We start from the raw sequence: 26,307 nt of genomic DNA on the forward strand, positions 1-26,307 counted from the left end.
CCATGCGGTACGCCACCACCATTCTTGCGTTTTGCGTAGCCGGTCTGCTGGCGCTGGGCATGGTGATGCTCTATAGTGCCGGTATGGCCACCGGCGGCGCCCGTTATATCATAATGCAACTCGTGTGGGGCGGGATTGGATTGGGCGTATGTTTTGCCGCCACTTCCGTGGACTACCGGATTCTCCAACGCTTTGCACTGCCATTATTCGTTGGCACGCTGGTGATGCTGGTGTTGGTTTTAATTCCGGGCATCGGCATTAAACTCAACGGCGCCCGCCGGTGGTTTGATCTTGGGCCGATGAATTTCCAGCCATCTGAATTAGCAAAAATTACTCTGCTGATTGCGATCGCTGCGTGGGCTGATGAACATGTCAAAAAAATGCGTGAATTTCGGTATGGACTCCTTTTGCCCGGGGCATTTATTGGCCTCACTTTGGGTTTAGTTTTTCTGGGGCCTGATTTTGGCACCACCATGTTACTCGCAACGGTGTGTTGTATTTTGTTGTTCGTGGCCGGCACTCACTGGAAATATCTGATCCCGCCAATGGGAGCAGGCGCGGCAGCCATTTCCGTGGCCGTCATGAACGATCCCGTTCGGATGAAACGTATCATGGCATTTTTGCATCCGGAACAGCACCGCGAAGGCACCGGGTTTCAGGCGTACCAAGCCATGCTCGCGCTGGGCTCCGGAGGATCCACCGGGGTGGGATTGGGGAACGGACGGCAGAAGTTGGGCTTTGTTCCTGAACATCACACGGATTTTATTTTCTCCGTGATCGGTGAGGAACTGGGTGTGGTGGCGAGCTTATTGGTGGTGCTCGCATTCGCAGCGATTGTTATTTGTGGATTGTACATCGCATGGCATTCACGCGATCGATTTGGAATGATTCTTGGAACGGGCATTACTTTTCTAATTGGGTTGCAAGCGTTCATTAACATCGGCGTGGTGACCAGTGCACTGCCCAATAAGGGATTGCCGTTGCCGTTCATCAGCTACGGCGGATCGAGTTTGGTGATGATGCTTGGCAGTGTGGGCGTGCTGCTCAGCATTGCCAGTCGTGCAGACGAATCTCCACCCGAAAAATCCGAGGGGCGGGAACCCGCTCACGAATCCCAGAAACTGTTGCCCGAAACATCCTGATGCCTCTCCACGTGGCCATTGCGTGTGGAGGGACCGGCGGCCATTTCTTCCCCGGCGTGGCAGTGGCCCGTGAACTGCAGCGATCCGGCGCGCGGGTGACGCTCGTGGTTTCCGAAAAACCGGTTGACCAGCAAGCCGTTGCGACTGTGCCGGATATTCCACATTGGAGCGTGCCTGCGGTGGGCTTCAGTGCGCGGCATCCCATTCGTTTTCTACTCGGGTTACGCGCGGCGAAGAAATGTGTTCGTCGTCATTTTGAAATAGACCGGCCTCAAGCCGTACTGGCAATGGGAGGCTTCACCTCCGCAGCACCCATTTGGGAGGGGCGGCGCCTCGGCGCGGCTACGTTTTTGCATGAATCTAATGCAATTCCCGGACGGGCGAACCGTTTACTGGCGCGCAGTGCGGATGAAATTTTTGTGGGCTTCGAGGCTGCGGCTAGCCATTTCCGCGGGCGGGCCAGAGTGACCGGCACGCCTGTGCGGGAGGCCTTCCGCAAGCAACCCACAATAGCGGAACCGTTGTTGCTGATCACCGGCGGCAGTCAAGGTGCTCGCGCAATTAACCAATTGGTGACAGCAAGAAAATTGACCGACTTACCAATCCTCCATCTTTGTGGTCCGGATGATTTGGCTTCGGTGAAAACCGCATACGCCAAGCACTCCCCGCACGCGGAAGTTCACGCGTTTTGTGAGGACATGCCTTTGGCTCTGGCGCGTGCGTCATTAGTCATTAGTCGGGCGGGAGCTTCTTCTCTGGCAGAATTTGCCGCCGCGCGAGTGCCGGTGGTATTAATTCCACTCCCCAATGCAGCGGACGATCATCAACGCGCCAATTCCCAGGTGGCAGAGCAGGGGGGAGGTGCAATTGTGTTGGAGCAAAACGAAATCACTCCCGAGCTCTTATCCGAACGGGTTCAGGAGTTGATGAATGATTCTTCCCGCCTTCACAAAATGTCTGAAGCCATCGGCAAACTCGATGCGCCCGATGCAGCGCGGCAAATTTCCAGCCGCATTCTTGAGCATTTGGGATAACGTGCCGTAGACAAACACGCCCGTACCCATTAAACCGTCCGTGGATGAAACGATTGAACCGCGAGACGATGGCGCATTGGCTGGCAAACGCTCGGCCTGGAGCGCCGGTGTATCTTGTGGGCATCGGCGGATGTGGGATGAGTGGGTTGGCGCATTTACTGCTTGATGCGGGCTTTGCGGTTCGCGGATCCGATTTGCGGGAAAACAAAGAGGTGCGCCAACTACGCGAGCGCGGCGCAGGAATTTTCATAGGCCATGCGCCGGAACAACTTCAAAACGCCCAACCCGAGCTTGTCGTTTATAGTTCGGCTATTCGCACAAATAATCCGGAGTTATCCGTAGCCGAAGCATTAGGCGCACCCGTTGCCCGCCGAGCCGTGTTGCTGGCGGCACTGGCGCATCGGTGCCGGAGTGTTTGCATTGCGGGCATGCACGGAAAAACCACCACCACGGCTCTGTTGGCGCATGCGTTGGAGGTCATTGGAGCGACTCCGGGCTTTGCGGTCGGGGCGTTGGCGCCGCAACTGGGCCGCCACGCGCGGGGAGGGGAGCGTGAGGGCGGCGATTCTTTTTTTGTGGTGGAAACCGACGAGAGCGACGGCACGCTGCGTGAGTTTTATCCGCATCAATCCATCGTGCTCAATATCGATGAGGAGCATCTTGATTTTTATTCAGATTTCAAAGCGGTGTGCGATGAGTTCAGCACGTTTGCGGAGCAGACGAGTGGCACGCTGTTTTATTGCGCCGATGACCCGAGGTTGGAGGAACTGTACGGCGACCGGCCGGAAGCGGTAACATTTGGGTTCGATCCATCGGCCAATTATCGCGCCCAAATTCAGCCGGACCACAGCTTTACGGTTTGGCGGGGTACGGTAAATTTAGGTGAATTTACCATTCGGTTGATTGGCGAAAAAAATATTTCCAACGCTGTCGCCGCAATTGCCTTTTTACATCACAACGGATTTGCTGAGAGAGAAATTAACAGGGCCGTCGCGGGGTTTCGGGGCGTGGAACGCCGGCAACAGGAAATTTTTTGTGATGATCGCTTCCGCATTTTTGATGATTACGGGCATCATCCTCGGGAAATCACCGCGACGATCCGCGCGATTAAGGAACATTGCGGCGGTCGATTGTTGGTGGCTTTTCAGCCACATCGCTACTCGCGCACGCAATACTTGCTCGGCGAATTTTCAGAGAGCTTTGATGGCGCGGATTTGTTGTGGATCACTGAAGTGTACGCCGCAAGCGAATCTCCCATCGCGGAAGTGAACGGGCAACGCCTTGCTGCTGCCATCAGCAAACAAGGACAACCGGCAGTCTACGCAGACTCACTGGAAGTGTTGCGCGGAATGGTGCATGAGGCATTGCGACCGGGCGATGTGGTGGTGTTTCTGGGTGCGGGAGATATCACCGGTGTGGCGCATCAGGTGGGTGAAGATTTGAGTTTAATTAAAAATGAACGGCCAAACACATTCCAAAACACTGCGTGCTCAGTTGAGTGAAGCCTCGCGCGTGGCGGAACATGAGCTGTTGGCCAAACGCACCACGCTTGGTGTGGGCGGGCCGGCGGAAATTTTTATTGAGCCTGCGAACGAAGCGGACCTCGCATTGGTGGTACGATACTGTAAGGCAAACGAGGTGCCCCTGTTCGTGCTTGGGCGCGGTTCCAATTTGCTGATTCGGGATGGTGGAATACGAGGGGTGGTGCTGAGTTTGCATCAAGATTTTTTTTCGCGTCTTAAAGTGCGCGGCGGTGAACTGCATTGCGGCGCGGGCGCGCGGTTAAAGCACGTAGCAAATGCCGCGCGTGATGCGGGGCTGGGAGGCTTGGAGTTTCTTGAGGGCATTCCCGGCTGCATTGGAGGTGCGTTGCGGATGAATGCCGGTGCGATGGGCGCGATGATTTTTGAGGTGGTGGAGTGTGTGCGGTTTATGGGTGATGATGGGACAGTCGAGGAACGTCCGGCGGCGGTGATGGCGGCGGAATATCGAAGCTGTCCCCTGCTTCGCGATCACATCGCTCTTGGAGCGGTGCTGCGAGGTGAAGGGGCCGACTCGGAAACGGTACGGGCGCGGATGGAGGGATTTCGCAAACATCGCACATCTACCCAGCCGCATAACCGGAGTGCGGGGTGTATGTTCAAAAATCCGATCGAAAAACCGGCCGGTCAACTCGTGGACGAATGCGGGTTGAAGGGGTACCGCGTGGGAGGTGCAAGCGTTTCGGAGCTGCACGGTAATTTCATTATTAATGACGGCCAAGCTACAGCCGACGAAATCATTGCCCTCATCCAGCACGTGCGTGCGGAGGTGTTAAAGGCAACCGGAATTGAGCTTCAAATTGAGGTGCAAGTCGTCGGCGAATAACTCGCATTTTTTCCTTAAACGGCGTCTTTTGGATTGTTAATAAATCGGATTTTTGTATACTCGCGGTTAGGAGGTTTGACGAATCAGTTCCACATCATTGTCATGGCCGGAGGGCCAGGCGCGGAACGGGAGGTTTCATTGCGTTCGGGCATGGCCGTGTGCAAGGCATTACGCGCGAAGGGGCATGACGTGAAGGAAATCGATCCGTTGGAAAAAGACTGGAATCTTCCCCCCGACACGGAGGTGGTTTTTTTGGCATTACACGGCGAATACGGCGAGGACGGTCAGGTGCAAACCCGGCTCGAATCATTGGGCATTCCTTACACCGGCAGCGGGCCTGAAGGCAGTCGCGTGGCGTTTGACAAAGAATTAACAAAACAGGTGTTTGAGCAAAACAAAATCCCCACGCCGCGCTGGACAATGCTGCGTACCCCCAATGCGCCCGTGCCCGAACACCTCGGCAAAGGGTGGGTGCTCAAACCGCCACGACAAGGCTCTAGCGTGGGTCTGAACATAGTGGAAACACCCGATCTTTGGAGTGCGGCCTTGGCCGTTGCGGGCAGTTATGGGGGGGCGGTGTTGTGTGAGGAACTCATCCGAGGCCGGGAAATCACGGTGGGTATTCTCGGTGACGCTGCGCTGCCGATCGTCGAAGTCCGGCCCAAAAGCGGAGCATACGATTACCGCAATAAATATACCGTGGGCGCCACGGATTATTTTTGCCCGGCGGATTTACCCGATGACACTGCCGGCCTTGTTACAGAAATTAGCCTCAAATCATTTAAGGCCGTGGGGGCAACAGAATTTGGACGGGTGGATCTGATGCTTGACGAGGCGCTCAATCCGTATGTGCTCGAGGTCAACACTCTGCCTGGTCTTACCGAGACCAGTCTCCTGCCCAAAGCTGCCGAAGTCAACGGGATGAAGTTTCCTGAGTTGTGCGAGCAGATGGTAGGTTTGGCAATGCAACATCATGTGGGGTAGAAAACGAAATCGCCGCCAAGGCCGATACCGGTTGTTGGAAGTGGACCTGCCAGTGGACAAGGTTCGCCGCCAGCGTGTGAAAGTGTTTGCCCGCTGGGCCGGGGGGGTGATTGGGTTGGCGGCATTATTTTTCGGCGTGTGGCAGGGCGGCGCATGGGCGATGCGCGTTGGCTTTTATGAAAATGACATTTTCACGGTCAAAACAATCGACGTGCAAGTTCGGGGGGTTATCCGGTCTGATCAATTGGAGAAAATGGCTGGAGTGCGTACCGGCGAAAATTTATTTCGGGTAGATTTGCTGCGCATAAAACGGGATCTCGAGCTGACTCCGCTCATCGAATCGGCAGCTGTGGAACGCGTACTGCCCGACACGCTGCGGTTACGCATCGTGGAGCGACGTCCGATAGCGCAAGTGGTGGGGTTTCGCCAAAGACACGATGGGCAACTCGTGCGGCAGGTTTACTGGCTCGACGCACGCGGCGTGGTGATCCCGCCAATCGCCGCCCGGCTCACCGTGCAAAAAAAACAACCCAAGTGGCTTCCGCTTATCGTCGGAATCCCGCCCGCCAAACTATTGCCCGGCCGTACCGTGGATTCACCTGCGGTGCGCTCGGCATTGCAACTAGTCAGCCGATACGAACTTTCGTCGATGGCCGGCTTGGCCCACTTGCGGCAAATCGATGTGACAAATCGTGAAACGCTGGTTGTTGTCACCTGGCAGGGTGCACACGTGACGCTTGGCCTGAATGGATTGGATGGCCAACTTCGGCGTTGGCGGCAAATTTACGACCTCGGCCGACAACATCATCGCGCCGTGTCCACGGTTGATTTATCCATCAAAAACAATCTTCCCGTGCGCTGGGTGCACGCGCCTTCCCGTCCAACGGGCGGTTGAGAGCTATGTTTGATCGATCAGAAATAATTGTGGGTTTGGAAATTGGGACCACCAAGGTTTGCGCTGTGGTGGGTGAGGCCGATGCCGAGGGCGCGTTGCAAATCATTGGCGTGGGAACCGAACTCACCCGGGGTGCGGTGCGCAAGGGCGAGATCGTGAATCGGGACCTGGCCGAAGAGGCAATCCGCGGGGCGCTGGCGGCTGCTGAAGAAAGTGCGGATGTGGAATTGCGCAGGGTTTATTTGTCAGTTACCGGCAGTCATATCGAAGGCAATAATTATCATGGCGTGCATCCGATTGCTTCGGTTGATCGGGAAATCGAAGAGGAAGATCTCACAGCAGTGGCACGCAAAGCGCGGCCGCAATTAACCGAGGGGCGTGAGGTGTTGCATGCGTTATGTCAGGGATATCGAGTGGATGGGCAGGGCGGGGTGGACAATCCATTAGGCCGGTTTGCATCGCGTTTGGAAGTGGATGTGCATGTGATCAGCGGCCAAATCACTCGGTTACAAAACCCTGTGTATGCAGTGAAAGGGCTGGGATTACAGGTTGAAGATCTGGTTTTTGCCGGCCGATCCTCAGCCCGCGCTGCATTATCACCCGAGCAATGTGAGCAGGGAGCGCTGCTCATCGATCTCGGCGCAGGCACCACGGAATATGTGGTTTATCATAACCGATCGTTGCGCCATAGCCATGTGATTGCCGTGGGGGGGGAGCACGTTTCCAACGATATTTCCGTGGGCCTCAAACTATCTAATGCGCGTGCGGAGGAACTCAAACTCAAACACGGTGCGGCAATGCTCGATCCCGCCGCACACGGACAAACCCATGATTTTGTCAGCGATGTCGGACTCTGTAACCGCACCGTGAGCATCAGTCATTTACACCAGATCGTGCACGCGCGCCTGGAGGAATTGCTGCTCCTCATCCGTGATGATCTTGCCCGCGAAGGCCTCTTGGCGCATCTGCGCGCCGGGGTAGTGCTTACCGGGGGAGGGGCGCGTATGCCGGCGATGGAACGTCTGGCTGCACATGTATTTCAAATGCCAGCGCAAACAGCCCGCGCATCGCTGGGGAGTGGGCCGAGTAGTATTCTCGATGAACCTGAGTGCAGCACCGCGCTGGGGCTCGTGAAACTGGGCGCGCAACAACGCGCCACCGGGCGTCAATCGCGGACCGGGGTGTTCAACTGGTTGGCGGGTAAATTGGTGGGAAGTTAATTATGGCCGAACAACAAAAATCAAAAGAGGTCAGTATTAAAATCGTGGGCCTAGGAAGCGCAGGCGGACGCGTGGTGGATAGTCTTGCGGCACTGGGTTTTCCCGCTAACCGTTTTTTAGCATTGGATACCGACAGCGAGAAATTGCAGCACTGGCAACTTGCCGAAAAGTTGCAGCTTGGGGAAAGTAACCGGCGCGGATGGAGTTGCAGTGGCGATGACAGCGTAGGAGCTGCATGTTTGCGTGCGGCTAAAAATACGCTGGCAGGAAAGCTGGCAGACACGGATTTAGTCCTGATTGTCTCCGGCCTGGCGGGCGGTCTGGGCGGCGGCGGCGCCCCTGTGGTGGCGGAGATCGCCGCAGATGCCGGGGCACTAGTGGTTGCGGTGGCCATTGAACCGTTTGATTTGGAAGGCCTTGATGCTCAGGCGGAAGAAGCCCTCCAACGTCTGCGAGGCATCGCCGACACCGTTGTATGCGTACCCAACCAAACGGTGATGGATTGCCAACCTAATGGAGCATCGGTGCCGGAATGTTTTGAGGCGGCCAATAATTTAATTCTTGAAGCTCTGTTGGGCATCGGCAGGTTGCTGCGAACCAATGGGCAGATGAGCATCGATTTCGCACATTTTCATTCGCTATTTGCCGGGCAACATGCCGAGAGCGTGTTAGCCACGCTTGAGGTGATGGGCGACTCACGCCCAAGTGCATTGATGGATGCGATTCTTCGCCACCCCCAACTCGATGCCGGGAAAATATTAGGCCAAACAAACGGCATTGTTTTATGTCTTTCGAGTGGTGAAGATTTGCCGATGGATGAAGTGGAGGACGTGGTGAGCCATCTTCGCGATGCTGCGCCTACCGCCAAAGTATTGCTTAGTGTGCACAGCGAAAGCGGGCAGGGCGATGGACTTGCGGCGTTGATTATGATGCCGAAACCCACGGATAACATCACGGCTGATGCGGGTGTCGCAGCGCCCGCCAAAACAGATGCTGAACCGGTCAATCGACTGGAACAAATACCGGTTGATTCACCGCCGGAAATTGTCACTGAAACGCCACCGGCCCGCCCGGCACTCTGGACGGCGTACCAACAACAACTTCCGCTGATCAATATTTCAAAAGGCCGTTTTGATAAAGGCGAACCCACGGTGTTTAATGGGGAAGATCTTGATATCCCCACTTATCAGCGCCGAAATATTGTCCTGAACTGATGGCCCCGAAATCCCTCGCCATAAGCTCGGCTTTGGGGCAACGTTCCTTCAGCCATGCAGTGGTATACTGAACTGGCTTTATTGCTACTTTTTACGGGGATCGGCTTTTTCTTTGCTTTGGCGGAAACGGCGCTGCTCACCTTGGGTAAATGGCGCCTTCGCCAAATCACCGCGCACCAACCTGAAAGCGGTGTTTTTATTCGAAAACTACTCGCCGCCCCGCATGATTTGCTGGCGACAATGACGCTGGTGACCACGCTCGCGCACGCGGCGATTATCGCCACGGCACTGGCCATCAGTTGGAAACTCGACAAACAACACTTTGTCTTCGTCGCTCTTTTGTTGGCAGCGGGATTATTGCTTTTCTGTGAAGTGGTGCCCAAGACATTGGCCATGCGTCGTCCGCAATCCTGGGCGCCGCGTGTGGCTCGTCCTTTGTTGTGGTTGGTTTGGTTCACTCAACCTGTCCGTTTTGTGGCACAATGGATCAATCGACAACTGCTCCGGCTGGTGCCCAACTCCATCAAACCGATGCCGGAACTTTCGGATGAAGAATATAGCGAACTGATCGAACTGGGTTGGCAATCAGGCACATTAGGTATTTCGGAAAAGGAAATTATCCTCAATATCATGCGGTTGGATCGGCGACCGGTGTCAGATTTAATGCGCCCGCGTTCACAGATGGCGTGTATCCCGCACAATCTTGAATTGCCGGAGCTCATAGCTTCTGCACGGGAAAATCAGCATCGGCGATTGCCCATGTACGATGAATCGCCCGACACCATAGTGGGTGTATTAAATGCACCCCGCCTGTTGGCTGATCCGACGGTGGATATGGTGGAGGTGATTGATTTCCCCTCATTTGTTCCAGAAGAAATGAACCTGCTGGAATTGCTAAAAAGTTTTCAACGTTACCAACATAACATGGCGATTGTGCTTGATGAGTTTGGCGGTACAGTCGGGTTGGTCACACTGGAGGATATTCTTAATGACGTGGTCGGTGGACTGCGACGCGAGGGAGGTGCGGATGAATTTGTAATGGAGGAAATTGCTCCGGGCAATTGGCGACTAAGCGGCAGCGTGTGGTTGGAAGATTTTCGCCGTGAATATCCCCAGCTTCAACGCGCGAAAGGGGTGGACACGATCGGCGGTTTGGTTGCTTCCCAAATGGATGTAATCCCGCCGGTCGGCACGGAAGTAGAATATAGTGGATTGAAACTCAAAATCACCGAAGCGGATGGTCGACGCGTGCTGGAGGTGGAAGCTCAACGAATTGGGGGAGGCCGATGACCGGATTGCAATGGATATTGTTAGGGGCTGGGTTTGCGAGCTGTCTCGGTGTTTCTGCTTTTCTCTCCGGAATGGAAGCGGGATTGGCGGAAGTGAGCCGATTGCGTCTACGCCGACGTGCCCGTGAAGGAAATAAAAAAGCAATTCGGTTGCAACGCTATCTCGATCAACCGGAAGACACGCTTTGGACTATTTTGGTCGGGAACACCCTGGCCAATCTGCTTGTGCTGTTAGCCACCCTTTATTTTTTACAATTTTTGCTGGATGTAAAAGACCCCGGCAAGTTGGTGCAATGGAATGCAATGGCCTGGGTTTATTGGGCTCTCTTTGGCGTGTGTGTGCTGGTCTTTTATACGTTGTGCGAGCTGTTGCCCAAAATGGTTTTTCGCAAATATCCCAACCGATTGTGCTTATTTTTGACGTCGATTTTTGGGATCATCGATACCCTGCTCGGGCCGCTAGTGGAATTACTGCGAATTGTTTCACGCTTGCTGCTTTTCACCACGGGCGGGCGGGAATTGCAAGGTCATCTGTTTGGCAGCCGTGAGGAACTCAGGCAATTGATGACTGAAAGCGGGCATGGGCTTTCGGAAGACGAACGTGAAATGATTGACCGCGTACTCGATTTGCAAAAAATTCCAGTGCGTGATTTAGCAGTGTCCTTCGAGGACTTGCCGCTGGTTACAACTGAAACGCCCATCGCAGAAGTGGTTCGAAATGTCGGCGTGGTGCCCTACACCCGAATGCCCGTTTGGCAGGAAAACGATGGGCGCCGGCGCATCGCGGGTGTTGTCAACCTGCGTCGGCTCATATTTTTGCCGGAAAACGAATGGCAACGACCCATTGGGCATTTTTTGGAATCGGCATTGTATCAGGACGAAGATATTCGTCTGCAAAAACTGCTGCATCTGATGCAACGTTCCGGCCAACGGGTGGTGATCATTCTGGACAAACGCAAACGTGAACTCGGCATCGTGAGCTTACCGGATATTTTGAAGGTCGTCTTCGGGGAGGTGAAAGTCTAATGGACTGGGGGGAAGTTACTGTTGTTCCGCTGCTGATTCTTGCTGTTGGCGTTTTGGTATTTCTTAACGGCTTCTTTGTTGCGGCGGAATTTGCGTTGGTCAAACTTCGCGACACCCAGCTTGAACCCCTGGTAATTGCCGGCCAACGCCGCGCACGAATGGCACGGCATTTACTCAAAAATCTCGACGAATATCTTAGTGCTTGTCAACTTGGCATCACGCTTGCCAGTTTGGGTTTGGGATATGTCGGGCATCCAATTTTCAACAAACTACTTGCTCCCATTTATGAACTTCAGATAAACGGATCGCCACTTTTATCAGATCCCCATTGGCAACATACTATTTCCATCGCTGTGGGTTTTACAGTTGTTACCTTGTTACACATTGTCGTGGGTGAAATGGCACCCAAATGGTTGGCGATTCAGCGACCGTTGCCGACCAGTTTGTGGGTGGCGTATCCATTACGCTGGTTTTACTGGATTATGTATCCATTCATTTGGTTACTCAACAATTGTGCGCTTTGGTTGTTGAGGAAAGTTGGGTTGGATGTTTTTGATGAAAGCGAGCATAGTCATTCAGAAGAGGAATTACGAATGATGATTGGTTCGACGGGTGGAAGATCCGACCGCGAACAATTTAGCCGCGATTTAGTGCTCAACGCATTTGATCTCAAAAACCGAGTGGCAAGGGATGTGATGCGTCCGCGACGCGAAATTATGGGGTTCAACACCCAATCGAATCTCGAGGATTGCCTTGTGATGGCGGAAGAATCGCGACACTCGCGCTTCCCATTGTGCGTCAACGGCAATCTCGATGAAACGCTGGGCGTCGTACACATCAAAGATTTATATGCCCGGCGCCGCACGGCTAAAACGGCGGATGAGTTACGGGAATTTGCGCGGGAATTAGTGTACACACCCGAAACGGCGCGGCTGGAAGGGTTGCTGCAAATCTTCCTAGACCGGAAACTGCATTTTGCATTGGTGGTGAATGAATATGGCGACACGGTTGGGATGGTGACGCTGGAAAATATTTTGGAGGAATTGGTTGGGCAAATCCGCGATGAGTTTGATGAACACGAGAAACCGTTTTTCGTGCAAACCGATGAGGTCACTTGGACGCTGGAAGGCTCCATGCCCCTGCACGAACTGGAGGAGTTGACCGGCGAACCCTGTGACGACAAGGGCGTGACTACCGTGAGCGGATTAATCACCAAACGACTCGGCACTTTCGCCAAGGTGGGCGATATGCTGGAATTAGGCCGCTATGAATTGCGCGTGGAACAAACGTACCGGCGACAAGTGGAGCGCGCACGGCTCATCAAGCTCAGTGAACGGGAGCCCACGGAAGAAGAGCCGGAAGGTTAAAGGCAGTCACCACGGCGGATTTTGAGGAAGACGGTTATCAAAGTCCGTTAATAACCCCTGCTGAAATTCGCCGGCAAACGTGCCGCTAAAAAATCGGTCCAAGCCTTCGCGATGTAAATTTTCCCAACTGCGTTCTTCGTCACCGGGATTGATCGGAAAAAACAATGCGCCACTTGTTTTCGCCGCCTTGTGATCGCCGGGAGCGTCACCAATCATCAGGATTTTTTCTGCGGGATATTTGCCTTTGGTAGCCAATTCGAGGTGCTGTGTTTTAGTGCCCATTTCCTGCCCGGCAATGGCGCACACAAATTCGTCCAAACGATTCTCGGCCCATTCGCGTTCGAGTGCCTCGGTTGGTGTTTGTGAAATCACCATGCAATCCGCCTTCGCAGCTGCAGAACTGAGCGATTCGCGTACGAGGGGAAACGGCGGCACACCCTGCACAATGTCTTTCACGGAAACATTCACTGCGTCGCTCCACGTCTTGATCCGAACAAGGCCCTCGTTGCCGTTGGCGACTTCGGCGTCGAGCGTGGCGTTGCCGAGTTTAGATTCGCGATTCACCCATTCAAGCAGGGCGGGGAACGTGGGCACTGCAATCCCGCGTGCGGAGATTTCTTTGCGTGCGCTTATTAATTGCAAGGCACGGATGACTGCGTGGAAGCGATTGCATCCGCGGGTTTTGGAATAAAGGTTTACGAACTCCCAAACTTCACGGGCGTATTTGCTGGCGGCCTGTAGTTCAAAATGTTTGATGAACATTGGCGCAAAGCATTCTTTGTGTTTGATTTCCATCGAATCAAACACGCAGCCATCGGAATCGATTCCAATGAAATAGTCCTGTGTCGGTTGAAACTCGCGAAGGGCTTGGGCTGGATCACTCATGCGTTATAGGTCGTTGAGGAAACATCACCGCCGCGTCCGGTCCAGTTGGTGTGGAAGAATTCGCCACGTGGTTTGTCGAGGCGTTCGTAAGTGTGGGCACCGAAGTAGTCGCGTTGGGCTTGGAGTAGATTTGCGGGGAGACGTTCGGTGCGGTAGCTGTCGAAGAATGACAGGGCGGTGCTGAAGGCGGGCACGGGAATGCCGCGTTTGGCGGCGACGGCGATGACGTTGCGCCAACCTTTTTGTGTGTGGCGGATTTCGCGTTTGAAATAGGTGTCGAGCAGCAATGATTGGAGACGCGGATGTTTGTCGTACGCTTCCTTGATTTTGCCGAGGAACGCGCTGCGGATGATGCAACCGCCACGCCACATCATGGCAATATTGCCGTAGTTGAGGTGCCAGTGGTATTCTTTGGCGGCGGCGCGGAGGAGCATGAATCCCTGCGTGTAGCTGACAATTTTGGAGGCGTAAAGCGCGCAGCGAATGTCTTCGATGAACTTCGCCCGCTCGCGGGTAATGGCGGGTTTGGGGCCGCGGATTTTTTTGCTGGCTTTTACGCGCTCATTTTTTTGCGCTGAAATGCAGCGGGCGTATACGGCCTCGGCAATGAGGGTGATCGGCATGCCAAGTTCGGCGGAATTGATGACGGTCCATTTGCCGGTGCCTTTTTGGCCGGCGGTATCGAGGATTTTTTCCACGAGCGGTTGGCCGTCGGTGTCTTTATAGCCGAGGATGTCACGGGTAATTTCGATGAGATAAGAATCGAGCGGGCCGGTGTTCCATTCGGCGAAGACGGCGTGCATTTCGTCGGCGCTCATTCCGAGGCCGGTTTTCATGAGATTGTATGCTTCGCAGATGAGCTGCATGTCACCGTACTCGATGCCGTTGTGGACCATTTTTACATAATGCCCCGCGCCATCGGCGCCTACCCAGTCGCAACAAGGTGTGTTGTCTTCCACTTTGGCGGAGATGGATTGGAAAATATCTTTTACGTGTGGCCATGCGGCTTGCGAGCCGCCGGGCATAATGGAAGGGCCGATTCGCGCGCCTTCTTCGCCGCCGGATACGCCGGTGCCAATAAAGAGTAATCCACGGGATTCCAAATATTTTGTGCGGCGGATGGTGTCTTCGTAAAGTGAGTTGCCGCCGTCGATAATGATGTCGCCTGGGGCGAGGTGAGGCAGGAGTTTTTCAATGAAGTCGTCGACCGGTTGGCCTGCCTTCACGAGCAGCATGATACGTCGGGGGGCTTTGAGATGGGCGATCATCTCGGGGATGCTGCGTGCGCCGATGATGTTTGTGCCTTGCGCTTCGCCGGCGAGAAATTCGTCCACGCGCGCGGTGGTGCGGTTGTGTGCCACGACGGTGTAGCCGTGGTCGTTCATATTGAGGATGAGATTCTGGCCCATTACGGCCAGTCCGATGAGAGCGATATCGCCTTGGGGTTCCATTAGATTGCGTCACACGGTTCGTGCGAAGCGCGAACGATTACCTAAGCGGGCGCCGGATAAAAGCCAATTTTTGAAAAAAAGAGTGAAAAATGGGTCAAAAGAGTTGTAGGCGCTCATCGCTTTCTAAAGCAGCTTCGAGATTTTGCCAACCGGCTTCGTTCATATTGTGGAAGGCGTGGAGATAAAGGACAACCACGTCGCGCTCGTGATTGGCGAGGAGCGTCTCCAGTGCTGCGGCGAGAGCATCGTCGGCGATGGTTTTAGGTAAATCTTCAACGACGCCTTCCTCGTGTTCAATGCCGAGTGCATCGAGAAATTGAGTAAGAAGGCCAATCTGATGTTTGAGCAGCCAACCGCGCAGGAGCGATCCGGCAGCTTCATCGAAGGCGGGTTTGGACATGGCTTGCACCATGGTTTTGTGACGGGTGGGTTTGGGCTGGCGTTTGAGAAATTGCGGGCGCATGCCGCGCAGTCGGGCGACAGCGCTGAGGGTGGCCTCGTAGAGGTCGCGGTTGTCCTCGGCGGTGTCGGCGAGAATGCGGTGGGCCAATTCAGGTGAGATAAACCCAATCAATTCGTATGAACTCAGCATGGTTTAAATAGCGGTGAGGGTGATGCTGTGGCGTTGGGCCAGAGCGTCTACTTCCGGTTCGTCCAGCAACAGTGTGCGATCGGCCTCGAAGGCGAGCGCGCAGATGTTGGCGGAGGCGCAGGTTTCCAGAGTTCGGGCGCCGAGGCAAGGAATATCAAAGCGCAAGTCGTGGCCGGGCTTGGGGATTTTAACGGCGATCGCACCCTCTGCCAACTCACCGCCACGCGTGAGGCAGGCGTCGGTGCCTTCGAGGCCTTCGACGGCGAGTACAGTGCCGTTTTTGACAACGACGGTTTGGCCGATCTCGAGTCGGCTGGTTTCGCGGGCGATGCGGAGGCCGTATTCAATGTCGGCGCGGACTGCATCGGTGGCATCAGGGCCGAGTTGAAAACCGGCGGTGGGCATAGCGGGCTTGAGCCACGGGGTGGCTTCGATGAGCGTGATGCCGTCCTTTGCCAGTTCATCGGCGATGCCTCCAAATAGGGAGTGGGCGTTTTTCTCAGGCAAACTGGCAAGCAGTTTAATGGCGCGCAGATCGGGGCGTAGGTCAAAAAGATTCTTGGGCGCAATTTGGCCAACCATCACGCATTGAGTGACATTGTGTTTTTGGAACACCTCCACCAGCTTATTGAGCTGCCCGACGCGAAGCCATTCGATCACATCCACCAGATCAGCCAGTTCCGGCTCCGTTTCATCGGTGAAGGCAGCGGCCACGAGATGCTGGACGCCGGCGGCACGGGCTTCGCGTGCGAGGATGCGGGGCAGGGTGCGGTTGCCGGCGATGATGCCTAGCGTGTCCGTGGTGTCAGCCATGGGCGGGAGGTTAACAGGATGAGTAGTTTGGCACAAAAAAAAAGCCCCGCCGGTTTAGGGCGGGGCGGTCAAAAAGGAGATGTTATTTGGAACCGTCTTCGGGGATTTGGAAGTTATCGGTGCCTTCCATCATCAGGGCAATGGCGAGCCGCAGTTGGCGTTGCTCACGATCCAAGTCCTTGGAATCTTTACCAGCAAGCTCCTTGAGGATCTCATTGGCGTGTTGCAGCTTAGTTAGTACGTTCCGGGATTGATCAGCCAGCGTGCCTTTATTGGTGATTTCGGTTTCATCCATAAACCGCACCAATTCAGATTGCAAACCGTCAGCGAGAATATTGAAGGCGTCTTCATCATCCGAATTTTCAGCGAATTTGGCGACGGCACTTTTGTTGTTTTCAAGATAGATATCAACGGTTTCGCCGAGTTCGGTGGTGGAATCTTGCAGCACCTGTAGGGTCCAGTTTTCCACACGTTTTTCCATGCTATTACCCAATTTGTAGGTGTCCTCGTCTTCAGCCCATTTAGGGATTTCTTTGAGGTTTGCTTTCAGATCGGCTACCCAGCTTTCCCAAGTGACTTTTTCACTTCTGATGGTGGAATCAGTTTGTTCGGTGAGAGCACGAAGGACCACGCCGGGTGCTTTGTCCGGATCGGTTAGCACGTTGGCTACTTTGAGACTATCCTTTGAGAGTGCAGTGTATTTTTCCACTTTGCCTTTGTACAGGTCCGTGAAAGTTCCGGCAACATCGAGGGCATCATCTACGAATAGTCGATTGAGTAGCACAAAATACAGTGTGACGAGTGACAGCACCACGATCGTGACGATGACATTGTTTTTGTAGGACCGCTCCAGGCGGTTGCGGGTGGTTTCCACAAATTCTTCCGCGATGTGGATTTCTTGAGGTTTAGAATCGTTGCTCATGATTATGAAATGATTAGGTTGGGTTTGAATTATTGATCAATGCTGTCGTCGATGTTTTGCTTCAGATCATCCACCGTGGTGACGAGTAATTCGAGTACGGAGGAGACTAACATCAAGCCCGCTTGCATATTACTATCCACGGTGATTTGGTTCGCTTCTTTAGCGTGGATGGTTTGGAGATGTTTGTTGATTGCGTCCACCACTGTGATGTGGTCGGCAAAGAGTGAGATTAAAACCTCATCACCGCGTTCCTCGGCAATTCGGCCGAAGGCGGCGATCATTTGATTTTGTTTTTCCTCGTTGAGATTGGGGAAGAGCTCACGCAGTTTTTCATCACGATCTTTTAGGATTTCAACCAGTTGATTCCTGGCGCTCAAGGCAACGCGATCAGGGATATGTTCCAGCCCGCTCAATTGTGAACGGAAGTTGGTGGCAATCTTGTCGAAGCGTTCGCCGCCGGTCACAATCTCCTGGATTGCCGTTGCGGTGTTTTGAGCTTCAGGCAGCATTTGCTGAACATCTTCCACAATTTGCATGGCCGGCTTTGCCGCACGTTGCACTTTGTTGATGATGTTGATGACGCCAAGGGCGATGATGAGCAGGGTGCCGACTACCATGCCCCAACGAAGGAGGCGGATTTTGTGTTCAAATTCCGTGATCTCAGCAAGTTGATATTCAACTGAATTTTCGGAATCATGAGTGGATTCGTTTTCGTTTTCGTTTTCGTTTTCGTGTTCAGACATAGGTTGCTTGTATTGGGTTGGGTTGTGACAAACAGTGGTCGGTGAAAGTGAATGGCTTTGAGGAAAACTTGTCAATAACGTTTTTCGTTAATTATTTGGATGGGTTGACAGTGCCTTGCTGGTGGGGGACTATCAGAAATGAGTGACACCATTTTTCCCCGAAGCCCCCGTGAAACCATGGCAGGCTGGATATATTTGCCCCGTCTGATCGACAAGATTCGCCTGAATTTAGCGGGTAAACTACACGAAGACTACCAGCCTAATTTCCTCCACCGTGGCTTTGATGGCAAATGGTTTGAATCCGCCGGAGTGGATGCGGGCGACCTTACCGCTCTGGTGGCCGCCAGCGATACGGACGGGCAAGTGGCCGATTGGGTGCGGCATAACGTCAATGCCCGGCTCGATTCCGCCGTTCAAGCGGCTTTCAATGATGCGGTGGGCAACTATGGCGCGGATGAATCTGATGCCGACTTGCGCGCCCGCCTCGCCCAACGCAAGGAAGACGCCGGAATGGGAGCCCGCAATGATATTCAGTGCTTCGTTGATTTCATCGACGCTGACGAGGGGCGTTTGTAAAAAAAACACGGATTGCACAAAGGCAATCCGTGTTTCAATTCTGATGAGAATTGAGGGGGGTCGGGGAAATCAGATCTTGATTTCTGGCACCACGAAGGGCTTGCGATATTCGCGGGTGAGCATTTTGCTTGCCGCGTTGTTGCCGGAAAAGGTTTCGGCTTTGCCGTCCATCTTCAGCTCCGAGCCGAGGGTGAGCGGGGTGGCTTTCAAGTCCACTTCGTTTTTTGCAGCCAAGTGATCGATCATCCGATCCACCGCTTCGGTGCCGCCGAAATCTTTTTTCACAAAGTTCCGGATGTCTTCCACGTTGGCATCGTCGCCCAGTCGATGACTGATGTTGCCGGTGTGGCATAAGGCACTGGATAAATGGCCCTCTAAAATTTCGGCGTTGAGGTCCTTCGGGTTACGGCTGCGCACGGCATCGATGAAGTTGCCAAAGTGGTCGCCGCCGCCGTTGAACTCCTTGATTTTCTTGTCGTCGTTATCGTAGACCTGCACCGAGCCGTAGCCACGTACAGCGACCCAGCCTTTTTCGCATTCCACAAACACCGCGACGCTGCCACCGCGGTAGGTCGGTAAATTCCTTGCGCCCAGTTTTGAGGCAAGCCCACGCACCTCAAAGATCAGCGGGGCGGTGTTGTAGTCGTGATAAATAACCTGCGTGTTCGCCGTCTCGCCATCGTCCTTATAACCGAGCCGACCGCCAACGCTCCAGATGCGCGGTGAAAGTTCCATCTCGCCGAGGAACCACCGGGCGATATCCATTTGGTGGATGCCCTGGTTGCCCAGATCGCCATTGCCGTAATCCCACATCCAGTGCCAGTCGTAATGCAGCCGGCCGCGGGTGAGTGGTTTCTTGGGCGCGGGGCCGAGCCAAAGGTTGTAATCAATCTCTTCTGGCACGGGTTTGGTTTCGGCGATGTCCCCGATGCTCGGCCGGCGCTTGTAGCAAAGGCCACGCGACACTTTGATCTTGCCGAGGTTGCCCGCTTGCACCCATTTCACGGCGTCTTGAATGCATTTGCTGCTGCGGGCTTGCGTGCCGGTTTGCACAATTTTTTTGTATTTGCGCGCGGCGTTCACCAATTGCCGGCCTTCCCAGACATTGTGGCTCACAGGTTTTTCCACATAAACATCTTTGCCCGCCTGGATGGCCCAGATGGCGGCGAGGCTGTGCCAATGGTTTGGCGTGGCGATGGTGACCACATCCAGGTCTTTGTTTTCGAGCATCTGTCGGATGTCGGTGTAGCCGGTGACGCCGTGTTTGGTGGTGCCGGCGTTGAGCACTTTGTTGTCCACATCGCACAGCGCGGTGAGTTTCGCCCCTTTGTTTTTGCCAATGTAACTAATGTGACTGCCGCCCCGCCCGCGGAAGCCCACGGTGCCGCACTGCAATGTTTCGTTGGCTCCGTTTACTTGGGCCCAGCTCTTAGCGGTCCAAGCCACCGTGGTGCCGGTGTAAAGGGAGGTTTTGAGGAATGATCGACGGGTTTGTTTGTTCATAGTGTGTGTGTGCGTTGAAGTTAAACTTATTTGCCTTTTGGCGCAACCCATTCGCGATAGTGCGCTTCAATTTTCTTAGCCTCGCCTTTGCCCGAGTGCCAGTAGAATCGATATTTGAATGCGAGCAACTCGCCTTTATTCAATGTCACATTGCCGGCATTTTTATCTTTCAGGCGTTCAAAATGGTGTTTGCCAAAAATATTCGCAGTACAGAGGCCGTATGATCGGGCGTGCCAACTGGTGGGATGCTTCGGATTTCCGGGGTGGTCAAAAATGGAAACGCCGAGCAACGTGCCTTCCACGCGTCCGGAGTAATCCACCCACTTCGCGCGCTTGCCCCACAGCGCCGCGCCGGTGTCGCCTTCGCTGTTAAGCATATAACCTTCGGCTTTTATTTTTGACGTGCCGTGCGGGGTGACGCACATGCTGTCGGGGACACGGATGCCCATTCCCGCGTCCTTGTCATCCATCAACACGATCTTCCCGTGTGAGGCATGGATGGTGATTGAGTAGTCAACGATGCGGAAATTTTTGCCGGCGTCGAACCGGATTTCGCGGCTGTCGGTCGCAATGATTTCGCCCGCCTTGCTCACCCATTTATTTTGGGTATGAATGATTCCCTGTTTATCAAAGCGCACCTTCGTCATGATTTGTTTGCCGCTGTTTGTCGTTTCTCCCCAAAAATCATGTGAGCCATTGTCCTTGCCTCCGCGCACAAAGCGATGTCCCCAAAATAAACTTCGATGGTGTTTGTGGTCATTCGATTCGCCGACTGCGGCCGGCTCCATCGGATAGCGCCGCGTGAGGCCCTTGCCATCGAGCCAACGGAGCGGATACAACGCCGGTTTTGGAACCCCTTTGTATTGATAGCTGGTGAACAGTTTCCCATTGATGGTGACATCAATGCGGCCTTCGGCTTGGGAGAGGGTGATGCCATCGGCAAATCGCTGAGTGGTCAGCAATGCTGTGGCCAAAAAGAAAAATCCCGCGGAGCGTTTCATAGCGTGGCTGTATGCTAGGCTGCGAGGTGTAAGGGTCAACGAAAATGTGTCATAATCAGCCGCCCGGCTGGAGGACTGCGCTGGCGGGGAGCCAGCCCTGGCGGCCGGTGGGATCCTGAGCAAGAATCCATTTCGCGCCGTTCGCGTCATGGGTGTTCCGTACGCGCAGCTCAGCGCCGTCGAACCATTTGAATTGTTCCGGTGAAGCCTCCACTGGCCCGTAACGCACGGAAACTTGATCTTGCACGACCACCGCCCACGGTTGGGCCGCCTTAATCCGCCAACTTACAATCGCCAGCGCCGCCAATACCAACGCTGCCGCGCCGAGCACAGGCCGCACCACTGCGCCGCGTTTGCGCCATTGCGGGCGCCAGTTGATCGCCGCCAGCCACAGCCACCAGATCGTGAGCAATGCCGATGACGTGAGGGTCCATTCGTTCAGGGTGAAATAGCCGGTCAGCCGTCGCCAGAAACCGGCCTTGGGCGGGGTGCCGTTGTGGACTTCATCCTGCACTCGTTTGAGGTTGGATTGCGCGCCGGTATCGCGCGGGTTCAATGTGAGTGCGCGCCGATAATGGAAAATCGCGCGGCCCAATTCCTTCGCCTCGTACGACGCGTGGGCGAGGTTGAAATGCAATGCAGTGGAGGTGCGGCCTGTTTTCAGTTGCGATTGATAATGGGTGATGGCCGCCGGAAAGTCCCCCGCTTCAAATGCGGCATTACCTTTTGAAAAATCAGAATCGTTTTCACCCGCGTGGAGCGTTACCGCGAGCATCGGTAAGAGCAGTAGGATTTTCATCGCAGGGAATGGATGACCCGCTCCAAATCTTTTAAGAGCAGCGGTGCTTTTACCGTCTCCGGCGGGTTGGCGGAGCCGGTGAAACGGGCGAGTTGATTGTGTTCATGCAAACGCTCCAGCGCCGTACGGTTTTCGCCGGAAAGCGGCAGCGTCTCGTCCTCAAGAATTTCACGGCCAATGCCTTCCGCCGGTCGGCCCATTGCCATCCCAAGGTGCTCACGCAAGATGAGTTGTACGCCCGCGTGGAAGGCTTCGGGGTCGGCTTGCGTTTCGGTTTGCCGCAGTGAGCGTAGTGTTTCGCGTGTTACTTTTTGAACGTGGATGCGGCGCACCACATCGGGATGTTGTTCCAAATAAGTTTGCCGCCGTCGCCAGCCCATCAACATCACCCAAGCTAATAACGGGGCAGATTGTGCGATCAGAAACCATGGGTGTGTTAGCAACGGGGTGGGGGCCGTGGCGAGTAATCCGGGGGTGCGCCGTAGCGGTTCCATTTTGCCGGCATCAGCTTGGGGATCAGTTTGCGATTGAGGTAACGTGGGCGGATCACCGGCTGCCGTCTGGATTGCCGGCCCCGTGACGCGCAGAGGGAAGGGGCCCGCGGTGTGCGTGATGTATTGTTTTGTTCCGGTATCAAAATACACAAATTCAATCTGGGGAATCTCAGTGATGTCCGGACGTAACGGAACAACGGTGCGCGTAAAGGTTTTGAATGCGTGCAGATGGCGGAGGTCCAAATGCTTGACGGTGCTGGTGGCGGGGTAGACTTTTAATCCGTCCCATTGGTCCGGTCCGGGCACGGTGATTTGATCCAGCGCGGCGCGTCCGGAAAGTTCGATCGAAAGTTCCAGGGGGTCGCCGGTTTTCACGGCGGCATGGCTGGCCTTCACCTTGAATTGCAGGTTGCTGCCCACCGCGCCGGAGAAGTTTTCCGGCCGTCCCTCGGCAGGCACGGGCATAACTTCCATCGCGATGGGATTACTTGCCACGTGGATCTGTTTGCGTTTGCCAAAAAAATCATCCGAGTCCCGCACCGTCACATCAATTTCAAACACCATATTTCGGCGGCCCACCTTGGTGGCTACTGCGCCGGTTTTAAACAGGAATACATGATAGCGTGATCCGTTTTCCAGTCGGAGGGTGTGAGAAAACTCCGGCCGCTTGCGCGTGAACCGGAACCCCGGCGTGGTGAGTTGTGGTACGGGCAAATCGCCCGGCAACAGCCGTTCCACAAACAATTCCATGGTCACCGGAAACGCCTGGCCAAGGTAAACTTGAGATCGGTCAAGCTGCACTTTAATAAAGGCAGCGCGGTTTTGGTTGGCAACTGAACTGCTGCCGTCACGATCCAGTACCGTGAGCGCAAGCGGTTCGCTGCGAAGCATTGTCCCGTTGGGAAGTTTGGCGGTGAAGGCCGGGACAATATGCCTCCCGGCTTTGCTGGTGGTAACAAGATAGGTAAAGGTGACGGATAATTTGTCCGAGCCGTTTAACGTGGAACGGTTCACTTCGCGTCCGCGAAATGAAAACCCCATGCCCGCTGGAGTGCGTTCGGGATGAACTGTGGCCAGCTCATATCCATCGCACCGCACCGTGAGCACGGCGCTTCCAGTTTGTTGAATGGCGCCGGGGTTGAGGGTGGAGGTGAGCACCGCGGCGGAGGCGGCGTTTCCGAGGCAAACTAATATTAAGAATAGGCCGCGCATTACCAGTTCTTGCGAAGGCGTCGGGGTGGCTTGGGCATTCGGCCCAGTTCACCTACGCCGAGGGGTTTTTCGTCGCCCTTCATGGCCTCGAGCATTTCTTTGATTTGACGTAGCGTCTCCTGCAATTCGAATGGCACTTCGCTTTCTTTTTGCTCTTCGGGTTTACCGCCTTCACCGGGTTGTTCTTGCGGCTCGCCTTCGCCTTGGCCCTCAGGATTTTCATTCGGTTCACCTTCACCCTCGCCTTCGGAATTTTCCTGTGGTTCGCCCTCACCGCCTTCACCCTCACCCTGGCCTTCCTCCGGCGGGGTGGGGTCCACGCGGATCCAATGCGTGCCATTAAAAATTTCCGCCCACGCGTGGGCTTCGCTTTGTTTGCTCACCCAACACTTTTCTTTTTTATCCCACTTGCCGCCGTGGAAGCCGCACGCGATGCGGGCCGGATATCCCGCCGCGCGTGCCAGTAATACGTGGCTGTACGCAAAATATTCGCAATGCCCATCCTCGCGGCTAAAGAGCCAGCGCACGACGGGATCTTTGTCAGCGTTTTTGGGGATACGCGTCTCGCGGGTGTACTTGTGATTTTTGTGGAGAAACTCAATCACGCGTTCATTAAACGTTTCAAAGTCGATGGGCTCGTTATTGGCCAGCCGTTCAACGGCTTGGTGAAGTTGATGGCGTTCGGAATCTTTGAGGCGCAGTTGACGGGTGGTGTGCGGATATTCGTTCGGGGAATTCACGGCGACAGTATTAAGCGCCGCATCTGCGGGGCCGGGTGCGAGCACGCTGCATTCCGCCGGATCGGTCACACGATACGCGACCGCCGCGCTGGGCACTTCCGGCAGGCGACCCTGCAAGGCTTCTTTATTATAGTGCCATTGTTTCACCTTCGCCTCGCCTGTGGCAAATGGCCCCGGGATGGGCAGGAATTCGCTGAACAACGGCTCGAACTTGAAGCGCCATTCACCGGGCAAAATTGGCCCCGCTGGCGCGCGCCCGCCGTGGGCACTCTCCCACGGGCCGGTGCGGCGGGAGGAAAGTTTCCGTAACGAATCAGACACCACTGCCACGCCGTCTTGGTAATCATCCAACGCAAACATTCGCCAATACGCATCTTCCGGAATGGCGTCCTCGCTGGGCGGATAAACGCGTAGCGCGATTTCGTCTTTTTGTTTAAAGCGATTAACCCCATCGAGCGGCAGTTCGTCGGTGAGTTGTTCCATCCGGCGTTTTTCTTCGGCAATTTTTTGGCGCACGAAGGCGAGGTTTTGTCGCGCGGATTTGTCGCCGGCATTCAATCCCACGGCCGCTTCGTAGTGGCGTGCGGATTCCTCCCAAATCTGAATTCGCTCTTTCGGTTTTTCCTGAGAACTGCCGAGCCGAAAGTGGGTGTTGCCGAGGTTATAAAATGCCCGCTGTTGCAGTGAGAGATCCGGCGTGCGCAATGCAGACTGAAAATGCCGCTCGGCGTCGCCAAATTTTTCCGCTTGAAACGCCGCCGCTCCGGCATTGAACAGCAGCACCGGATCACCCGGACGCAGCGTTAATAATTTTTCGTATTCCGCCTGTGCCTCCGCAAAATTACCACCGGCGTATTCACTGTGCGCTTTTTTCAGGCTCGGCTTATCCGCGGCCATCGCGCCGAATGGCAAAATGAAAAACAACAGTATCGCCGTCGTGCTCGCTGTGTTGGAGGAAGCGGGCCGGCGACCTTTCGGCCACAGCAATTCCACCAACAACAGCAGCACGCCCGCGCCGAGGAACCATTGGAATTGTTCTTTTTGGCGTCGCACCGTGGTCGGATTATGCTCTGATTTGGGCAGCGGCGCGAGCCCGTTTTTGTATAGCCAATCCATCGAGCCGGCGCCGGTGTGGCGCAGGTAAAATCCCCCAGTTTCCGTAGCTAATTCCTGTAACATCGGCTCATTTAATTTGCTACGGACCAGCCGCCCATCGTCTTTCAAATACTCCCGCGTGGTCGACCAGTCGGCCAAATAAGCATCGCACTCCCGGCAGCGATTGCGTTCGGGCACGTTGGGTTCATCGCAGCTCGGGCAAGTGAGCACCGGCACCAATTCGCCTTCGGGCGTGCCCATTCCTACGGTGAAAATTTTCATCCCTTGCGCGCCCGCCAATTTTGCCGCCGCCACCGCATCGGGTTCGTGCTCTTCGCCGTCGGTAAAAATCACCAGCACTTTGTGGCGATCCATTTCCTCTTCACCAAACATTTCCAGCGCGGTGTTGATGGCCGCAGCAATGCTCGTGCCGCCGTGGGGAATGACGTCCACTTGCACCAAATCCACGTGCTGCCGCAGTGCCTCGTGGTCGACCGTTAACGGGCATTGCAAAAACGCCACCCCGGCAAATGGAATGAGCGCGAAGCGATCTCCCTCACCGAGCTTTAGTAAATCGACGGCGGCGAGTTTGGCGCGCGACATCCGCGAGGGCACGAGATCGTTGGCCAACATACTGCGCGAAGTATCGATGGCGATCACCACGTCGAGACTTGTGGCGCGACTTTCGAATTCACGAAATCCCCAGCGCGGCCCGGCCAGCGTGGCAATGAGGCAACCCATCGCCGCGAGCAGTGCCACTGCGCGCAGCCATTGGCCTTTCGCGGACAAACTGCCCGCCAATTCCTCCACCCGATGCGGGCTCACAAAAAGCCCCAGCAAACGCCGCCGCCGCGCCCACGCAAAGGCAAAGCCACCGAGCAATGGCGGCAGCAGAATGAGCAGCCACAATCGATCGGGGTCGGTCCAAGTCATGTTCATGGTG

At 55.0% G+C, this 26,307-nt stretch carries 23 protein-coding genes; 12 read left to right on the forward strand and 11 right to left on the reverse strand.

What is annotated here, in order from left to right; all coding sequences use genetic code 11:
* The first annotated feature begins 2 nt into the window (after positions 1–2).
* The 11 genes from ftsW to H8E27_09630 all read left to right on the forward strand — a co-directional run bounded on the left by ftsW (position 3) and on the right by H8E27_09630 (position 12,538).
* On the forward strand, positions 3–1,142 hold the full coding sequence (gene ftsW, locus H8E27_09580; GenBank protein ID MBC8325861.1) for a putative lipid II flippase FtsW: 1,140 nt from the start codon (positions 3–5) through the stop codon (positions 1,140–1,142).
* Positions 1,142–2,176, forward strand: coding sequence for a UDP-N-acetylglucosamine--N-acetylmuramyl-(pentapeptide) pyrophosphoryl-undecaprenol N-acetylglucosamine transferase (locus H8E27_09585; protein MBC8325862.1), 1,035 nt, complete (start codon positions 1,142–1,144; stop codon positions 2,174–2,176). Before ftsW ends, H8E27_09585 begins: the two co-directional genes overlap by 1 nt.
* A gap of 44 nt (positions 2,177–2,220) precedes the next feature.
* Positions 2,221–3,678: a UDP-N-acetylmuramate--L-alanine ligase gene (gene murC, locus H8E27_09590; GenBank protein ID MBC8325863.1), complete on the forward strand. Its 1,458-nt coding sequence runs from the start codon at positions 2,221–2,223 to the stop codon at positions 3,676–3,678.
* Positions 3,632–4,543: a UDP-N-acetylmuramate dehydrogenase gene (murB, locus tag H8E27_09595; protein ID MBC8325864.1), complete on the forward strand. Its 912-nt coding sequence runs from the start codon at positions 3,632–3,634 to the stop codon at positions 4,541–4,543. Before murC ends, murB begins: the two co-directional genes overlap by 47 nt.
* Positions 4,544–4,645: 102 nt before the next feature.
* Complete coding sequence (locus tag H8E27_09600) at positions 4,646–5,527, forward strand: D-alanine--D-alanine ligase (protein MBC8325865.1); 882 nt, start codon at positions 4,646–4,648, stop codon at positions 5,525–5,527.
* Positions 5,517–6,422: an FtsQ-type POTRA domain-containing protein gene (locus tag H8E27_09605; GenBank protein MBC8325866.1), complete on the forward strand. Its 906-nt coding sequence runs from the start codon at positions 5,517–5,519 to the stop codon at positions 6,420–6,422. The genes H8E27_09600 and H8E27_09605 overlap by 11 nt, the downstream gene beginning before the upstream one ends.
* A 5-nt stretch (positions 6,423–6,427) precedes the next feature.
* Positions 6,428–7,642, forward strand: coding sequence for a cell division protein FtsA (gene ftsA / locus H8E27_09610; protein ID MBC8325867.1), 1,215 nt, complete (start codon positions 6,428–6,430; stop codon positions 7,640–7,642).
* A gap of 2 nt (positions 7,643–7,644) precedes the next feature.
* Positions 7,645–8,856, forward strand: a complete 1,212-nt coding sequence (locus H8E27_09615) for a hypothetical protein (GenBank protein ID MBC8325868.1) — start codon at positions 7,645–7,647, stop codon at positions 8,854–8,856.
* 54 nt (positions 8,857–8,910) lie between these two features.
* Positions 8,911–10,146, forward strand: a complete 1,236-nt coding sequence (locus tag H8E27_09620; protein MBC8325869.1) for an HlyC/CorC family transporter — start codon at positions 8,911–8,913, stop codon at positions 10,144–10,146.
* Positions 10,147–10,217: 71 nt separating this feature from the next.
* On the forward strand, positions 10,218–11,171 hold the full coding sequence (locus H8E27_09625) for a DUF21 domain-containing protein (GenBank protein MBC8325870.1): 954 nt from the start codon (positions 10,218–10,220) through the stop codon (positions 11,169–11,171).
* A complete protein-coding gene (locus H8E27_09630; protein MBC8325871.1) occupies positions 11,171–12,538 on the forward strand; it encodes an HlyC/CorC family transporter in 1,368 nt (455 codons plus the stop codon). Before H8E27_09625 ends, H8E27_09630 begins: the two co-directional genes overlap by 1 nt.
* A 6-nt stretch (positions 12,539–12,544) precedes the next feature.
* Here H8E27_09630 and H8E27_09635 read toward each other — a convergent pair whose 3' ends face one another.
* The 6 genes from H8E27_09635 to H8E27_09660 form a co-directional block, all read right to left on the reverse strand.
* Positions 12,545–13,423: an HAD family hydrolase gene (locus H8E27_09635; GenBank protein MBC8325872.1), complete on the reverse strand. Its 879-nt coding sequence runs from the start codon at positions 13,421–13,423 to the stop codon at positions 12,545–12,547.
* The gene (gene gnd / locus H8E27_09640; protein ID MBC8325873.1) at positions 13,420–14,874 is read right to left on the reverse strand and encodes a decarboxylating NADP(+)-dependent phosphogluconate dehydrogenase; all 1,455 of its coding nucleotides are present in this window, start codon (positions 14,872–14,874) and stop codon (positions 13,420–13,422) included. Before gnd ends, H8E27_09635 begins: the two co-directional genes overlap by 4 nt.
* 94 nt (positions 14,875–14,968) lie before the next feature.
* Positions 14,969–15,466 carry a hypothetical protein gene (locus tag H8E27_09645; GenBank protein MBC8325874.1) on the reverse strand — a complete coding sequence of 166 codons (498 nt, stop codon included), beginning with the start codon at positions 15,464–15,466 and terminating at the stop codon, positions 14,969–14,971.
* 3 nt (positions 15,467–15,469) lie between these two features.
* Positions 15,470–16,279, reverse strand: coding sequence for an LpxI family protein (locus H8E27_09650; protein ID MBC8325875.1), 810 nt, complete (start codon positions 16,277–16,279; stop codon positions 15,470–15,472).
* 82 nt (positions 16,280–16,361) lie between these two features.
* Positions 16,362–17,201 (reverse strand): hypothetical protein, encoded by an 840-nt coding sequence (locus H8E27_09655; protein MBC8325876.1) that lies wholly within the window; start codon positions 17,199–17,201, stop codon positions 16,362–16,364.
* A 29-nt stretch (positions 17,202–17,230) separates the two neighbouring features.
* A complete protein-coding gene (locus H8E27_09660) occupies positions 17,231–17,944 on the reverse strand; it encodes a hypothetical protein (GenBank protein MBC8325877.1) in 714 nt (237 codons plus the stop codon).
* Between the two features lie 177 nt (positions 17,945–18,121).
* On the opposite strand from H8E27_09660, the gene H8E27_09665 reads away from it, so the two are divergent.
* On the forward strand, positions 18,122–18,520 hold the full coding sequence (locus H8E27_09665; protein ID MBC8325878.1) for a DUF5069 domain-containing protein: 399 nt from the start codon (positions 18,122–18,124) through the stop codon (positions 18,518–18,520).
* A 69-nt stretch (positions 18,521–18,589) separates the two neighbouring features.
* Here the strand turns inward: H8E27_09665 and H8E27_09670 are convergent, their stop codons facing one another.
* The 5 genes from H8E27_09670 to H8E27_09690 are packed head-to-tail and all read right to left on the reverse strand — an operon-like array spanning position 18,590 to position 26,303.
* Positions 18,590–20,023, reverse strand: a complete 1,434-nt coding sequence (locus tag H8E27_09670) for a Gfo/Idh/MocA family oxidoreductase (protein MBC8325879.1) — start codon at positions 20,021–20,023, stop codon at positions 18,590–18,592.
* A 26-nt stretch (positions 20,024–20,049) separates the two neighbouring features.
* A complete protein-coding gene (locus H8E27_09675; protein ID MBC8325880.1) occupies positions 20,050–21,024 on the reverse strand; it encodes a PmoA family protein in 975 nt (324 codons plus the stop codon).
* A gap of 55 nt (positions 21,025–21,079) precedes the next feature.
* Positions 21,080–21,823: a tetratricopeptide repeat protein gene (locus H8E27_09680; GenBank protein MBC8325881.1), complete on the reverse strand. Its 744-nt coding sequence runs from the start codon at positions 21,821–21,823 to the stop codon at positions 21,080–21,082.
* Positions 21,820–23,529 carry a BatD family protein gene (locus tag H8E27_09685; protein ID MBC8325882.1) on the reverse strand — a complete coding sequence of 570 codons (1,710 nt, stop codon included), beginning with the start codon at positions 23,527–23,529 and terminating at the stop codon, positions 21,820–21,822. The genes H8E27_09680 and H8E27_09685 overlap by 4 nt, the downstream gene beginning before the upstream one ends.
* Positions 23,529–26,303, reverse strand: a complete 2,775-nt coding sequence (locus H8E27_09690) for a VWA domain-containing protein (GenBank protein MBC8325883.1) — start codon at positions 26,301–26,303, stop codon at positions 23,529–23,531. The genes H8E27_09685 and H8E27_09690 overlap by 1 nt, the downstream gene beginning before the upstream one ends.
* Positions 26,304–26,307 lie beyond the last annotated feature (4 nt).

The organism is Limisphaerales bacterium, from assembly GCA_014382585.1.
In the GTDB taxonomy this organism is placed as follows: Bacteria; Verrucomicrobiota; Verrucomicrobiia; order Limisphaerales; family UBA1100; genus JACNJL01.